Annotated in this window: 14 protein-coding genes; 5 read left to right on the forward strand and 9 right to left on the reverse strand. The window is 30.8% G+C overall.

Annotation, left to right across the window (positions count from 1 at the left end; genetic code table 11):
• The 5 genes from ACHZC3_RS01875 to ccsA form a co-directional block, all read right to left on the reverse strand.
• Positions 1-342, reverse strand: a 342-nt coding sequence (locus ACHZC3_RS01875) for a hypothetical protein (RefSeq protein ID WP_394758178.1), incomplete at its 3' end; no start/stop codon positions are given.
• Positions 343-352: 10 nt separating this feature from the next.
• Complete coding sequence (locus ACHZC3_RS01880) at positions 353-1,726, reverse strand: methylmalonyl-CoA mutase subunit beta (RefSeq protein ID WP_394758179.1); 1,374 nt, start codon at positions 1,724-1,726, stop codon at positions 353-355.
• Positions 1,727-1,776: 50 nt separating this feature from the next.
• Positions 1,777-2,106 (reverse strand): septum formation initiator family protein, encoded by a 330-nt coding sequence (locus ACHZC3_RS01885; RefSeq protein ID WP_394758180.1) that lies wholly within the window; start codon positions 2,104-2,106, stop codon positions 1,777-1,779.
• A 132-nt stretch (positions 2,107-2,238) separates the two neighbouring features.
• Positions 2,239-2,847, reverse strand: a complete 609-nt coding sequence (udk, locus tag ACHZC3_RS01890; protein ID WP_394758181.1) for a uridine kinase — start codon at positions 2,845-2,847, stop codon at positions 2,239-2,241.
• Positions 2,848-2,901: 54 nt separating this feature from the next.
• Positions 2,902-6,033: a cytochrome c biogenesis protein CcsA gene (gene ccsA, locus ACHZC3_RS01895; RefSeq protein WP_394758182.1), complete on the reverse strand. Its 3,132-nt coding sequence runs from the start codon at positions 6,031-6,033 to the stop codon at positions 2,902-2,904.
• A gap of 231 nt (positions 6,034-6,264) precedes the next feature.
• Here ccsA and ACHZC3_RS01900 point away from each other — a divergent pair, with 231 nt between their 5' ends.
• Entirely contained in the window at positions 6,265-6,858 is a 594-nt protein-coding gene (locus tag ACHZC3_RS01900) for a glutathione peroxidase (protein WP_394758183.1), read from the forward strand.
• 36 nt (positions 6,859-6,894) lie between these two features.
• On the opposite strand, the gene ACHZC3_RS01905 is transcribed toward ACHZC3_RS01900, so the two are convergent.
• Complete coding sequence (locus tag ACHZC3_RS01905) at positions 6,895-7,971, reverse strand: serine hydrolase domain-containing protein (protein WP_394758184.1); 1,077 nt, start codon at positions 7,969-7,971, stop codon at positions 6,895-6,897.
• 70 nt (positions 7,972-8,041) lie between these two features.
• Between ACHZC3_RS01905 and ACHZC3_RS01910 the strand changes: the two genes are divergently transcribed.
• Together ACHZC3_RS01910 and ACHZC3_RS01915 are read left to right on the forward strand one after the other, a co-directional pair.
• Positions 8,042-8,461, forward strand: a complete 420-nt coding sequence (locus tag ACHZC3_RS01910) for a hypothetical protein (RefSeq protein ID WP_394758185.1) — start codon at positions 8,042-8,044, stop codon at positions 8,459-8,461.
• 1 nt (position 8,462) lies between these two features.
• Entirely contained in the window at positions 8,463-8,759 is a 297-nt protein-coding gene (locus ACHZC3_RS01915) for a DUF721 domain-containing protein (RefSeq protein ID WP_394758186.1), read from the forward strand.
• A gap of 64 nt (positions 8,760-8,823) precedes the next feature.
• Here ACHZC3_RS01915 and ACHZC3_RS01920 read toward each other — a convergent pair whose 3' ends face one another.
• From ACHZC3_RS01920 to bshC, 3 genes are all read right to left on the reverse strand, one after another.
• Positions 8,824-9,243: a nucleoside-diphosphate kinase gene (locus tag ACHZC3_RS01920; RefSeq protein ID WP_394758187.1), complete on the reverse strand. Its 420-nt coding sequence runs from the start codon at positions 9,241-9,243 to the stop codon at positions 8,824-8,826.
• Between the two features lie 72 nt (positions 9,244-9,315).
• Positions 9,316-10,143 carry a formylglycine-generating enzyme family protein gene (locus ACHZC3_RS01925; protein ID WP_394758188.1) on the reverse strand — a complete coding sequence of 276 codons (828 nt, stop codon included), beginning with the start codon at positions 10,141-10,143 and terminating at the stop codon, positions 9,316-9,318.
• A 102-nt stretch (positions 10,144-10,245) separates the two neighbouring features.
• A complete protein-coding gene (gene bshC, locus ACHZC3_RS01930; protein ID WP_394758189.1) occupies positions 10,246-11,844 on the reverse strand; it encodes a bacillithiol biosynthesis cysteine-adding enzyme BshC in 1,599 nt (532 codons plus the stop codon).
• 74 nt (positions 11,845-11,918) lie between these two features.
• Here bshC and ACHZC3_RS01935 point away from each other — a divergent pair, with 74 nt between their 5' ends.
• Both ACHZC3_RS01935 and ACHZC3_RS01940 read left to right on the forward strand, forming a co-directional pair.
• The gene (locus ACHZC3_RS01935) at positions 11,919-14,114 is read left to right on the forward strand and encodes a B12-binding domain-containing radical SAM protein (protein WP_394758190.1); all 2,196 of its coding nucleotides are present in this window, start codon (positions 11,919-11,921) and stop codon (positions 14,112-14,114) included.
• A gap of 111 nt (positions 14,115-14,225) precedes the next feature.
• Positions 14,226-16,138: ATP-binding protein (locus ACHZC3_RS01940; RefSeq protein ID WP_394758191.1), on the forward strand; the 1,913-nt coding region annotated here is incomplete at its 3' end.

The following is a 16,138-nucleotide window of genomic DNA, read 5'->3' on the forward strand; positions in this document are numbered from 1 at the left end:
AGAACCATTACTAAAAGCCGCTGCAACACCAGAACTAGCAACTAATCCAGCTCCTGCTCCTAAAAAAATATTTTTAGCGACTCTTCCGCCTTTTGGAAAATATTTGATACTGCTAATATTGTCCGTTTTGACTTCAACACCATTTACTGCAAAGGTTTGTAGGTCAGTAATGCTTAATGTTCCTACCATTTTTTTTCGATCGGAAGTGGTCAGTTTTACACGTTGACCTTCTTCAAAATAAACGGATTTTCCGGTTACTTTATCAGTTGCTTCTAATTTTTTTGCTTGTGCAAAAGTTGTTAGCGATATAAATAATACTAAGAATGATAATAGGGTTTTCATAATTCGTGTTTTATGGTTGTTTTTCGGTTTCTAGTCTTTCTTGTTCTAGTTTTTCAGCCAATCGTTTTTCGATAATTGGTGTGATTAATGTTTTTCTTGGTTTTATTTTTACAAAAGGGAATAATTCTAAATCATGACTCATTTTGTCGTTCTTGTTTGGATACTTGTTTGTTCCTAAAAGTACTTCTTTACCAGAATCGAATAAATCTTGTTCTTTTTGAGCACTTTCTTGAATTTTTTTCTGAATATTTCCTTCTTTCAGCTGTTTTATTAATCCACCATTTGCTTCAATTTCTTTGAATAAAAGTAATGCTTTTTCAGCAAGCTGTGCTGTTAAATTTTCTATATAATAAGTTCCGTCAGCTGGATTGTTTACAATATCAAAATAGCTTTCTTTCTTTAATATTAACAATTGATTTCTTGAAATCCTGTCGCCAAATTCATTGTCTTTATGGTAAATAGCATCATAAGCCAAATTTGCAACGGCATTTGCACCACCCAGAATAGCACTCATGCATTCGGTTGTGGTACGCAACATATTTGTATTGTAATCGTATAACGTTTTGTTGCGTTTGGTTGGTGTTGCAAGAATATGACAATCGAAATTGTGGTTGTATTCTTTAGCTAATGTATTGAAAAGTAGTCGTAAAGCTCTTAGTTTTGCTATTTCGAAGAAATAATTTGTTCCCACCGAAACTTCGATAGTTATGGGTTGATTTATGTTTTGAATATGATTGAAATATTCGTTTGTATGAGCAAGTGTATAGGCTAATTGTTGCACCATATTAGCGCCAGCATTTTGATATAAAGTTGCATTTATAGTAATGAAAGAAACATTTTTGCATTCTTTTGAAATTGAATTTAAAACTTCAAAATTGTCTTTTGTTTCACTTTCAAACCAATTTCCGTCATAAGCCAATTGATGAATTGGATCGACCAAGCAATGAATAATTGCATTTTTAGACAATGCAATTTCGTTTACTTTTTTAATAAAATTTGCCGATAAGAATTTTAAATTTAAATAAACAGGAATTTTTCCTAAATCTATTTCGGATAGTAATTTTGTGATGTCTAAATCTTCGTTTTCTATTGTGAAACGAACACTTTCGGCACCACGAGCAATAGAATCATTTGCTTTGCGAATGGATTTTTCGACATCGAAAACAAAAATATTTTGAACTATTGTACAATTTGACGCTTCAGTAACAATGTTTGTTGTTTTGTAATCTTCGTCTTTGTGATAAAATGGTTTTACCTTTATTCCTTCTGGACTTTCCCAAACTAATGTTTCATTATAATCTGCACCTTTTAGTTCAAATTGAATTTGTTGTTTCCATTGTTTTGAGGAAAGGGAATCGAAATCGCTGAATAAATTGGTTTCCAAAATGTTTTTGATTTATGTTTATATGGTATGATTTTTTATCTAAAAATCTATTAGCTCTTATCTTTCTCTAAAGTATCTCCTTCAAACTCGATAATATATATGTCTTCGCTGTCTTTTTTCATATAATATTGTTCCCGAGCGTATTTTTCTATTTGTGCAGGATTTTTTAGCCTTTTTATTTGGTCTTTGTCTTTTTTTATTTCTTCTTGGTAATAGGTTTTATTGTCTTCGAGTTCGTTTATTTCTTTGTTGAGAACACGATGATCGAGATAGGAATAATTGTCTAGAAACAGCATCCAAGTTACAAAAAACAAGGATGCAATAACGTACTTATTGAGTAAGATTTTGTACCAAGATTTGTTTTTAAATGGATTGTTCATTTTTACTGGTTTTTAGCCCCGATAGCAGTGAAAATCCTTTTTTGAGGCTTTTTGCCGAAAAAAAGATTGTAACGGATAGCGGGAAATAGCTCCTCCCTTCGACTACGCTCAGGGTGACAATATATAAATTATTTATGAAATTCGTTGGTTTATTACTGCTCGAACTACATCGATAGCAACGGTGTTGTACTTGTCGTTTGGAATAATAATATCTGCAAATGCTTTTGTTGGTTCTATAAACTGCTGATGCATTGGTTTTAGTGTCGTTTGGTATCTGTTTAAAACTTCTTCCATATCACGACCACGTTCTGCAATGTCACGTTTTAGACGACGGATTAATCGTTCGTCTGAATCGGCATGAACAAATATTTTTATGTCGAATAATTCGCGTAATTCGGGATTTGTTAGGATCAAAATTCCTTCAACAATCATTACTTTTCTTGGATGTGTAGAAATGGTATCATCTGTTCTGTTGTGTTTTACGAACGAATATACGGGCTGATTGATGATTTTTCCCTCTTTTAAGTCTTTTAGATGTTGTACTAATAATTCAAAATCGATAGCTCGAGGATGATCAAAATTTATTTGTGAACGCTCGTCATAGCTTAAATTTTGAGTTTCTTTGTAGTAAGAATCTTGTGATATAATTCCGACTTCAGTGTCTGGTAACTCATTCATTATCTGATGAACTACGGTTGTTTTTCCTGAACCTGTTCCGCCTGCAATCCCTATAATAAGCATATGTGTGTTGTTTGGTTAGGCAAAAATAGGATTTTTTTTCTAATTCGATTTAAACTATTTCTTGTAATATTTCCTGTATTTAGGATAGCTTATGGCTCCAATTGTTGTAATTGTCACTAATGAAATCCAAATCCAATCTAATGATTTTGCTTCACCACTGGCATAAGAATGCAATCCAACTAAATGAAAATTGACTCCATAATACGTAAACAAAATAGATATAAAAGCAAACATACTCATCAGGTTAAATATCCATTTTCCTCTTAAACTAGGTACAAAACGAGCATGGATCACAAAGGCATAAATCATAATACTTATAAGTGCCCATGTTTCTTTTGGATCCCAACCCCAATAACGTCCCCAACTTTCGTTTGCCCATTGTCCGCCAAGGAAATTCCCTATGGTTAGCATGACAAGTCCAACAGTAAGTGCCATTTCGTTGATGTATGTAATTTCTTTAATGTTCAATAACATTTTAGCTTTGTTTTTTTCATTGGTAAACAAAATAAGAAGTAAGGAGACAAAACCTAAAATCATTCCCAATGCAAATGGTCCGTAACTGGCAACAATTACCGCCACGTGAATCATTAACCAATACGAATTAAGTACTGGTTGAAGGTTTGCAATTTCAGGATCTATCCAATTGGCGTATGCGGCAGCTAAAATCATGGCAGCTACAAAGGCTGATGATGCTACAGTTAGTTTCGATTTGATGTCAAAAGCCAACCCAAAAAACATCGTTGCCCAAGCCACGTAAACGATTGCTTCATAAGCATTACTCCATGGTGCATGACCCGAAATATACCAACGAGCGATTAATGCAATAGTGTGTAAAGCAAATAAACTTGCAATAATAATGTGCATGGTATTTACAGCAAATTTTAGTGCTTTGGTTTCTTTAAATATTTGTAGAATCACAAAAAACAACATTAAAATCGCCGCATATATATACCAAAATGGTAATTTTTGTAATACATCATATTTGTTATACAATACTTCTGAAGTAATTTTATCTTCGCTTGGCATTACTTTACCTCCATGCTTTTTTTGAAATTTGGTTATCCCAGTAAGGTAAAAATCAGATTCTTTGTAATCGTTTTTGGTAACTGAATTATCTAAAGAATTCATATAAATATGCAGAATTTGTTTAGCAAAAACAGAATCCATTCCTTTTAAACCAACATGTCCAAGCTCAGCATAAGAAACCCATTTGTTATTAGGATCATTAGGAACAGGGAAAATCTTTAGAATGCTTCCCGAAAGTGCGGAATTCATCAGATTTACTTTCTTATCAGTTTCTACAAAACCTTTTTCAAAACTGTTAGGATTAGCTGCTTTGTAGGCTGCATCTAGGTATTTAGATAATTTGTAATTCCCTTTTTCGTCAAAAAAATTGATGAATTTTGCAAATTCTTGTTTTGCATCTATTCCAATAATCTTTCTTATACTATCATTACCGGGTTTAATATATATTAACGGAACTTCATACCACACTTGAGGAAATTCTGTCATAGACAAAAACACTTGGTCTGAATTCATTTTCAAATACGTATCTGAATGGCTCACTTTTCGAAGTAATTCTGACGAAAAAGTGTTTACAGGTTTCATTCTTCCACCTGCATCCTGAATAATTAGTCTTCCGAATTTTTCGGCGTGTTTTTCGCTAACCTTGTGAATATCTAATAATGAATCTACTTCTTTTTCTGTTGGTTTTTTAACTTGATGATCTTGTGCAAAACCATTCAAAGAAAACAATAAAACCAATATAGAAACTAGTTTAGCTTTTTTAGTCTTAACATTATCTAATTTTCTTTTTAGATCGGCAAATCGAGAATGTTTGGTAAATAAAATAGCTAACATGGCAAAAAATAGAAGGAAATAACCAACATAAGTTATCCAAGTTCCCCAAAAATCGTGACTTACAGAAAGTACAGTTCCTTTTTCATCTGGATCGAATGAAGCTTGAAAAAATCGATAGCCTTTGTGGTCTAAAACATTATTCATAAAAATTCTTGCATCAAATTTTTTTGGAGAATCCTCAATGGTTACTTTACTCTCGAAGGCAGAATAACTTTTTTCGGTTCCAGGATATTTTTGAGCAAGAAAATCGTTTAGCTTTATTTTGAATGGTAATTCGTATGATTTACTTCCAAATGTTAAAGTGTATTCTAGATTTCCAATTTTTACTGATTTTGGTTCGCCCATTTTTCCTTTAGAACCAACAAGTGTAATTTCTCGTTCTTGTCCTTCCGATTTTATAGCTAAAACCAGTGCATCATCTTCGTCTTTTGCTTTATAATTGTTGCTCGATTCGTAACCTATTTTTCCTTTTTTTGCAGGTTCAGGAAAAACAAATTGCGCACCACCTACATTATATAAGGAACGCATTATTAGCGGTTGACTTGCATCTTTAGTGACTTTTCCTTGCAATTTATCAGCCATTCTCATAAACTGACCTTCAAACGGTGTGTTTATAGTATATGCCCCTAAAGTTGTATTGATATTTATAGCGCCTTTTGTAAATTTATTTAACGAAAAAAGTACATTATGAATATTGACAACTTCTCCCGATTTCAGGAAATGTTCGTGTCGTGTTCCTCCTCCAGATTCGACCATTTTTAGGTAATCTACTCCGTTTTTATCTTCTTTTATGGTTTCTTTTGCTCCCATAATGAAGTTTTTTAATTCAATCGTAAATGGGGTTTTATCGAAATTTTCGTTTAATGAAAAACTATTGCGAGTTGCTTGCGAAAACAAAACTGGTTTTTCGAAAGTACGACGTTTCATTTCGCCTTTGTATTGTCCGTCAATATTTATAGACAAGAAAGTCTTATCCGAATAAAAATGGTTTTCGGTGGCAGCTTCGCGTATCGGCATTATTCCTTCGTAGCTAATATAACGAGTAACGAATGCTCCTATAAGTATAAAAATAAAAGATAAATGAAGTAATAATGTTGCCCATTTTTCTTTTTTAAGTAACTGATAACGTTTTATGTTTCCTATAAAATTTATCATAAAAAACAACATAATAGCCTCAAACCACCAAGCGTTATATATTAAAATTCTAGCTGTTGTTGTGTTGTATTTGCTTTCTATAAATGTTCCTGTAGCCATAGCGATTGCAAAACCCAGAAATAGCATAGCCATTAATCTTGTTGAGAAAAGTACCGATTTCAATTTTTCCATAATAAATTTGGAGTCTTTTTTATAAAGAGTCACAAAAATACTCAAAAATGTTTGTTTGGTATTTATTCTTAAGATTATTTAACATGTTTTGATAAAATATGTTTTTATAAATACTATAGTCTAGAAATTTAAATGTTAAAATATATACGTTTTAGCATTAATTTTTTGTGGTATTTTAAATTAATGTTTATATTCGTTTAATAAAACCAAAAAACCAATAAAACTAAAACAATGAAGCAATTATTTTGTGCTATATCACTAATTTTTTTAGTTAGTTGCAAAAATCAAGAAGAGAGTTTAAAGAATATAACTTCTGATAGAGAAATAGTAGAAGCAAATATGACAGGAGAAACTATATATCAGTTTAAAGTTAAAGATATTCAAGGTAAAGAATTTGACTTTTCAACATTGAAAGGAAAAAAAATAATGATTGTTAACACTGCATCTGAATGTGGATTGACTCCGCAGTACGAGCAATTACAAGCTTTATATGATGAATTTCAGAAAGATAATTTTGTAATTGTTGGGTTTCCTGCAAATAACTTTAATCAGCAAGAGCCAGGTACAAATGAAAATATTGCATCTTTTTGTAGTAAAAATTACGGAGTAAAATTTCCAATGATGGAAAAAATATCTGTGAAAGGAAATGATATGCATGACTTATATAAATTTTTGACACAAAAAGACAAAAACGGATTAGAAGATAATAGTGTTCGATGGAATTTTCAGAAATATCTAATTAATGAAAACGGACATCTTGATAAAGTAGTTGCACCACAAACTTTACCTATAGATGAATCTATAATAGATTGGATTAAAGCATAAAACACCCTATAAAAATTATAATAAATGCACTTTATCTTACTGATAAAGTGCATTTATTTTTTGCCATAAAACATTATCAAAATCTGATAAAGCTGGATTCACAGCATCGGCAGCATCGCCCATTCTTATTACAACCATTTTTTTGCTTGGGATAACATAAATTTTCTGGTCATTTTTCCCTAGAGCCATAAACATATCATTAGCTCCATTAGGGATAATACTTCCTGGATATTGAAACTGACTTTGTGGTAAATGGTAGCTAGATTTTCCATTAAGCCACCATAAATAGCCATACGCTTGATTTATAGTTTGTGAAGTATTTGTTGCTTCTGTAAAATAATTTTCATTTAAGATTTGTTCTGTTTTCCATTTTCCTTTATTTAAAGCTAATAAACCAAAACGTGCCATACTTCGAGTGTCACTCCAGTAAACACTTAAGCCCACATTCGAAATCCATACGCCTCCCATACCAATTTTATTTTTCAACTTTGTATTAAAGTAATTATCCCAAGTTTGACTAGAAGCTTGCGCAACTACATCTTGAAGTTTTACATAGACATTATGATAAGCCCAACGTGTCCCTGCATCTGCAACATATTGTAAGTTTGCTGGAGAAACATCGTCACCAAGAGTGTCATCTAAACCAGAATTCATAGACAGTAAATGTTTGCAAGTAATTAGATTTTCTTTAACTAATGTAGCACTCGTCCATCCATTGCCTAAATAGGTAGAAACTTTATTATTTATATTTAATAATCCTTCTTGTTGAGCGATTCCTGTGACAGTTGATGTTAGAGTTTTTCCTGCACTAGCCCAATACCAAGGAGATGTTTGTGTGTGACCATTAAAATAATTTTCCATTACAATTCTTCCGTTTACTAATATCATAAAGGATTTCGAGTTTTTTAAAGCTAAATAATCCAATAATGGTTGTACTTGACTTTGATTCCAGCCTAATGATGTAATACTTTTTGTATCCCAAATTGTCCCAGTGTTTTCAGGAAAATACATTGTTTCTTCTGAAGTTGGAACATCAGGAACAACAACTGCATCGTCAGAATTGCAACTGGCTAAACTCAAAAAAGTAATTAGTGTTAAGAAAAATGTTTTCATAATTTTAATATTTATTAGTAAGACTATAAATATATAAAAAGGTTTAATCTATTATTCTTATTTTTACAAAATGAAAAATTTTTTATTTTTATTATTCCTGATAGTAATTTATTGTGGTTGTTCTCAAAAAGCTGACATTTCTAAAATAAATGGTTTAAATGGCTACTGGCAAATTACTAAAGCTGTAAATACTGATGGTGATAAAAAGGATTATCCCATAAATGAAGTATATGATTATTTTGAAATTAAAAATAAAATAGGCTTTCATAAAAAAGTAACTTGGCAACCAGATGGTACTTTTTTAGTCAATGACTTATCAGAATCTGTAAAAATAATTGATAAGTCTGAAGGGGTTTTTATCGAATTTACATCAAAATTCGGAAAACACATGGAAGAAATTAAAACTATTTCTGAGGCAGAATTAGTTTTAGAAACATCGGACAAATCAAAATTATATTTTAGTAAAGTCGTTTTAAATACAAATAAATAAAATGGCAAAACGAATTAGCAATCAGAGTGTTGTAGGAGATATTTTGAATCAAATTATAAAAACAAACAAACTTGAATCAGGTTTGAATCAAGTTTCTGTGATTGATGCTTGGAAAAATCTAATGGGAAATGGTGTAAATAATTATACTAGAAGTGTTGCTTTGCGAAATAGCGTTTTATATGTAGAATTGACTTCATCAGTGCTCCGAGAAGAATTAAGTTATGGGAAAGATAAAATCATAAAAATGATAAACGAAGAATTGGGAAAGGAAGTTGTAAAAGATGTAGTTTTAAGATAAGTTTAATCATAAAAAAAATCCCATTTCTAATGAAATGGGATTTTGTTTTTTTCTATATATAAGATTAAAACTGCTCTCTTCCAGCAAAGTGAAAAGCACCTTCAATAGTAGCATTCTCATCGCTATCTGAACCATGAACTGCATTTTCTCCAATAGAAGTTGCATATTTCTTACGGATAGTTCCTTCGGCAGCATCTGCAGGATTTGTAGCGCCTATTAAAGTTCTGAAATCTTCGATTGCATTCTCTTTTTCTAAAATAGCAGCAACAATAGGTCCTCTAGACATAAATTCTACCAATTCTCCGTAAAAAGGTCTTGCAGCGTGTACCGCATAAAATTTTTGAGCATCAGCCACTGTTAATTGAGTCAATTTCATTGATACAATTTTGAAACCAGCTTCAGTAATCATGTTGATTATTCCACCAATGTGTCCGTTTTCAACACCATCAGGCTTAATCATTGTAAATGTTCTATTCGTTGCCATTTTTATTTTTTTAAATTTGGTGCAAAACTAGTCTTTTTTTTCTAAAAATTACAGCCTGCTTTCTAGAATATTTTAATTTACTGTTCTGGCTATTCTAAATCCGTAAAACTCATTTGTTCTTTCTGGTGAAGTACTAATTCTGTTTGCAGTCCTTAGATAATTTATTTGACTGTCCCATGAACCTCCACGAACAGATTTTTTATCACCACGTATTGGTCCTGTTGGGTTATTTCCGTCTTCATTTTTGTAATAATCCTTATTATACCAGTCCCAACACCATTCCCAAACGTTTCCGTTCATGTCATAAATACCTAATTCATTTGGCATTTTTGTACCAACTGAGTGTGGTTTTCCATTACTGTTTTTTACAAACCATGCTACGTCAGTTACTGTGTTTGATCCAGAAAAAATAAAACCTTTACTTTTGTTTCCACCTTTAGCAGCAAATTCCCATTCTGCTTCAGTAGGTAATCTGTAACCATTTGCAGTAAAATCGCAATTGTAGTTTGGTCCAGCAACTGTGTATGCAGGTTTTAATCCATCATAATTACTTAACCAGTTGCAATAATTTACGGCATCAAACCAAGTAATGTTTGTAATAGGATTGTTGTCATTCCAGCCCCAAACAGGTTTAAGAGGCATTTTTTTCTTTGTTTTCTTGCAATAATCTTTCCATTCCCAAACGGTAACTTCTAATTTGTTTATTTGAAAGCTGCTTACATTAACCTTATGTTGTTTCTGCTCATCATTTTCTGCAATACGATTATCATCTTTTGATCCCATCATAAACGTTCCTCCATCAACTTTTTTCAATTGTAACAATGGGTTTTTTGATTGGGAATACGTGGCTAAAATTGTTAATAATAGTACTATCGTAGTAAGTAGGTATTTTTTGTTCATGTTATTAAATCGTCATTAAATTGTAAAATTAATGCGCAAAAATAAAATTATTTTTAACAAAAACAAGTTTTTATCGATAATATGGCATTAAAATCGATTAAGTTACAGATTGACGATTGAAAAACTCCCTGAAAGTGGATTTAGTCTATCTATTAGATTCTCGATTAATAAATTTCCCTGATCTAAATAAACCTCTGAAAAATTTAGTTTTCGTTCTTGTAAACTTTGATTAGGAAACAATTCGTTTTGAAGTTGAATAATTCTGTCTAATTGTGCTGCATGAACTTTTTTTTCAGCTTTTAAGAGTCTTTTTTCTAAATTTTCTAAACCGTTTAGCTGCTTTTTTTCTTGTGCTTTTACAGCTCCAATAAATGATTTATCGGTTTTAAGAGCGATTTTATACAACGTTTCAAATTGTTTTTTTAAGTGTTCTTTCTGTTCTGAAAAATCAATGGTGAATTCTGAAAAAAACTTTGTTTTCGTTGAGGTTAATTCCTCTTGCTTAGTAAATAATTCTTCCCAAGTCAAGTTCAGCTTATTTCTTTTACTTTCTTGTCTTTCATCGATTAATACTACCGAATTTCTAACTAATAGTATTGGAAATGTTACTTTATGGAAAGCGAACATTGCTTTTAGCTCTAACCAGTAAGCAATCTCGCCACCACCACCAATATAAGCTAAATTGGGCAAAATCACTTCCTGATATAAAGGTCGTAAAATTACATTTGGACTAAATTTTTCTGGATTTGTTTCAACCAAATTTAAAATTTCAGTTTCAGTGAATTCAATACTTGTATTATTTACTTTGTAGCTTCCGTTTTCATAAATTATCCGCTCTCTAAGATTGTTTTCAATATAAAAAAGATTAATTTCTCTAGGATTTACTTGAATTGAATAATTCTTAAGTTTATCAATACTTTCTAGAACTTTTTTGTTCGAATTTTGATGTAATAACTCGTCTTTTATATATGGTATGAATGTTTTTTTTAAATCTGAAGAATCTCCATCTAAGATAACCAAGCCATATTCACCAAATAATTCATTAGCTAAAAAACGAGTGGAGTCAGCAAGATTTGACTGTTTTAAATAGCTTTCAGAAAATAGTTTTTTTAAATATTCTGCATTATTACTAGAACCAAGTTCTGCTTTAAAAACATCAAAAAAAGCAGTTAAACCTTCGGTAGATAATCTTCCAACTGGACCTTTCGATTCGGTATTCCAACTGAATTTTTTACCTTTAAAATTGAAATGGTTTATTTCTTCAAAATCATGATCTTCGGTCGCCATCCAGTAAATAGGAACAAAATTATATTCGGGATAATTATTTTTTAATTCCTTACATAAATTGATAGTAGAAATAATTTTATACAAAAAATACAATGGGCCAGTAAACAAATTAAGTTGATGACCGGTAGTAACGGTAAAGGTTTTGGAATCTTTTAAAAGCAAAATATTTTGTTTTGTCAACTCCGAAACTTCAATTTCTGAATACTGATTTTGTAGTTCTGAAACTAAAACTTGTCTTTTGAAATTGTCATTGCCGTTGAAATTTATTTCTTTTTCTTCAATTTGTTTCTTGAAGTTTTCAATAGTAGGAAAACGATTGTACAACTGTTCTAATTCTGATTTTTTATCTAAATAATCTATAATTAATTTAGAAAAATATCCTGATTTTTGATAGCTAATACAATCGGTTGGCATAATTTATTTTTTTGTAAAAATACTCAAATTTCAGTTTCCAATAAATAAAAATTATCTTTGTAAAAATATTTCTTTTGAAAGACATTCTTCTTATCACACCGCCTTTTACACAACTGAATACGCCCTATCCAGCGACAGCCTATATAAAAGGATTTTTGAATACCAAAAACATTTCGGCTTTTCAGATGGATATAGGAATTGAAGTCATTCTCGAATTGTTTTCAAAAAAAGGATTAGAAGATTTATTTGCTAAAAGTTGCCAGTCAAATTCTCCAAATATTCAACGAATATTTGCCTTGAAAGACGAATATATAAAAACTATCGATTCAGTTATTGCGTTTCTACAAGGTAATAACCCAACATTAGCAAGACAAATTTGTTCAGGAGATTTCTTACCAGAAGCCTTTAGGTTTGAGCAGTTAGATGATATGGAATGGGCTTTTGGGTCGATGGGAATGCAAGACAAAGCTAAATATTTAGCCACATTATATCTCGAGGATTTATCAGATTTTATTGTCGAATGTATCGATGAGAATTTCGGATTCAGTCGTTATGCCGAACGTTTGGGCCGAAGTGCCAATTCTTTTGATGATTTGTACTCGCATTTGCAAAAGGAACCAACTTATATCGATACGATTACTTTAAGAATATTAAACGAAAAAATTGAAGTTGTACAACCCAAATTGGTTTGTATTTCGGTACCATTTCCAGGAAATTTATATAGTGCTTTTCGTTGCGCTCAGTTTATTAAAAGTCATTTTCCTGAGACAAAAATATCCATGGGCGGCGGTTTCCCAAATACCGAATTACGTTCTCTTACAGATGTTCGAGTATTTAATTTCTTCGATTTTATTACTTTAGATGACGGAGAACTACCACTCGAACTATTACATAGTTCTATTTGTTATTCCAACAAAAGAGGAGTCTTATTAACTGAATTCAAAAGAACATTTATTCTCGAAAACAATAAAGTCGTTTACAAAAACAATACCCTTCAAAAAGATTACAAGCAAAGCGAAGTTGGTACTCCAGATTATTCGGATTTATTACTAGACAAATATATTTCGGTTATAGAAATTGCCAATCCAATGCACAGTCTATGGAGTGATGGTCGATGGAATAAACTTACCATGGCACATGGTTGTTACTGGGGAAAATGTACGTTTTGTGATATTTCTTTAGATTATATAAAAGTTTATGAACCCATTCTGGCTAAAACATTAGTAGACAGAATGGAAGAACTCATAGCGCAAACTGGTGAAAACGGATTTCATTTTGTAGATGAAGCCGCACCGCCAGCTTTAATGCGTGAATTAGCGTTAGAAATCATTAAACGAAAATTAGTTGTCACTTGGTGGACAAACATTCGCTTCGAGAAAAGTTTCTCTCAAGATTTGTGTGTTTTGCTAAAAGCTTCAGGTTGTATTGCTGTCTCAGGTGGACTAGAAGTCGCTTCCGACAGGTTGTTAGAACTCATAAAAAAAGGAGTAACTGTCGAGCAGGTAGCTCAAGTAACCCGCAACTTTACCGAAGCCGGAATTATGGTTCACGCTTACCTCATGTATGGTTATCCTACACAAACTATTCAGGAAACAGTAGATAGTCTAGAAATGGTTCGTCAGTTGTTCGAATTGGGTGTTTTACAGTCTGGTTTTTGGCATCAGTTTGCGATGACTGCTCATAGTCCTGTAGGAATGTTTCCTGACGAATTTGGCGTAATTCCGCAAACGAATGAAATCACTTTTGCTAATAACGACATTCAATTTACTGACAAAACAGGGATAAATCATGACCAGTTTAGTTTCGGATTAAAGAAATCATTGTTTAATTATATGCACGGAATTTGTTTTGATTATACCTTACAGGATTGGTTCGATTTTAAGATTCCTAAAACAACAATTAAACCCGATTTTATTTATAATTCCTTAGAAAAAGAGAAAAATTTTAATATAAAACCATCGGCAAAAATCGTTTGGATAGGAGGAAATCCACTTACAGAAATCTTTACAAAATCTAAAAAAGGAAACTCTTGGGAAATGATAAAAATGACTTTTCATGACAAAAAAGAAACTTTCGTAATTGATATTGAAAAAGAAAAAGGCGATTGGTTGCTTAAAACTTTAGAAGTAATTTCGGTACATAATGACAAAAAAATAACTTTTTCAGCATTAAAAACTGATTTTGAAAATAGGTTTGATGATTTCGAATTATTTTGGTACTCGAAACCAATAAATACGTTAAGAAATTTTGGGCTTTTGGTTTTTTCTTAAAATTACCATGATTATGTAATCTATTATTTTCTAATTTAATTCATTAAGTGCTAATTTATTAATTTTTTTAATTAAATTTATATTGCTTATTTCCCCAGACTGTATTTTTTTATGATAAAATTTAAAAACATTTCTACCTATAAAAAAATTGTATATTCTAATGTTATATCTAGTATAGCTTTTTTTCTTTTGTTTTTTTCTTTATATTATTACACTTTACAACAGGAAGAACAAATTTACAAATCATCTAAAGAGCAGTTTGATAATGAGATTAATTCATTATTGATACTTAATTCAGAAGGAATTATAACTACAATAAAAGACATTACTTTTTGGGATGAACTTGTAAATTTTATAAAAGTCAAAGATAAAAAATGGTTTGATGATTCTGTGTCAACCTATATTGAATTATATAATGTTGATTATGTAGCAATTTACGATTTACAATCCAATTTTATCATAAAATCTTCTTCTGATAAAATAAATATAACTGATTTTATACCTAAAGGAGTTTTCCAAAAACTATATAAAAATAAAATAGTAAAGTTTTATATAAAATTGCCTCAGGGAATAGTTGAGGTTTATGGCGCTACAATTCATTCTTCGAACGACCCATTAAAAAATAAAACAAAACCTTCGGGTTACTTTTTTATGGCTAGGGTTTTAGATAAAGGTTATTTTAGTAAACTAGAAAAAATAAGCAGTTCGAAAATCAGTTTTTTAGGTATAAATGATACTATCGTCGATTATAGATCAATTATAAAAACCACTTATTTATTAAACTGGAAAGGAGATATTATTGAAAAATTAACATTCAAACGAAATTTGAATGTTAATTTCAAATCCACAAAAAATATACTTTATATACTTTTAACAGCCTTTGTAATTGGCCTGTTTTTTCATTTTTATTTTTCAAAAATATGGATTCATGAACCACTAAAATTAATTACTCGAGTTCTAGAAACGGGAAATAAAAAAGCAGTTAAATCACTAAAAAATAGCTCGATCGAATTTGGATACATAGGAAATATGTTTGAAGAAAATATAAAACAAAAAAAGCAACTCGAATTTTCTAAACAAAAGGCCGAAGAAAGTGATAATCTTAAATCAGCTTTTTTAACTAATTTATCACACGAAATTAGAACTCCAATGAATGCTATTATTGGTTTTTCGGACTTGCTAAATAATACTAAGCTAAACGATGAAGAGCGATTAGAATACTTGTCAGTAATTACTCAAAGTGGTAGTAATCTAGTTTCTATAATTGATGACCTTGTTGAAATGTCTAAAATAGATGCCAACCAAATTAAACCAAATTATACAGGAGTAAATCTAGAATCTTGCTTAAATGAATTGTATACTGCAATAAAAATTACTATTCCTAAAGATAAAGAAATAGATTTTGAACTAATAAAACCTAGTAAACCTATTTTAGATAGAATTTTAACTGACGAAATTAAGTTGAAACAAATTATAATTAATTTAATTACTAATGCAGTAAAATTTACCGAACACGGATTTGTTACCTTTGGATATGAGGTAAATGAAGTAAGCTCAACCATTTCATTCACAATAAACGACACAGGTTTAGGTATTGATAAAGCACATCAAGAAATTATATTTGATCGATTTAGAAGAATAGAAGGAGATTATAACATAAAAGTTGGTGGTTTAGGGTTAGGATTAGCCATTTCAAAAGCATATGTCGAAATGCTCGGTGGTACAATCTCACTAAAATCAAAAGTTGGAGTTGGTTCTAGATTTTCGTTCGTAATCCCACTTATATTTGATAAATCAATCATGATTTTGTCGCCAAAAACAGTTGAAATATCTTCTGACGAATCAACAGGAAACGAAACAATTTTAATCGCCGAAGATGATAACATAAATTACTTGTTGCTAGAAAAAATAATGAAATTAAAAAAATATAAAATACTAAGAGCAAAAAACGGACAGGAAGTTATAGATATATGTAGAAGTAATGATGCTGTAGATTTAGTTTTAATGGACATAAAAATGCCAAT

Source organism: Flavobacterium sp. (genome assembly GCF_043720215.1).
Taxonomy (GTDB): domain Bacteria; phylum Bacteroidota; class Bacteroidia; order Flavobacteriales; family Flavobacteriaceae; genus Flavobacterium.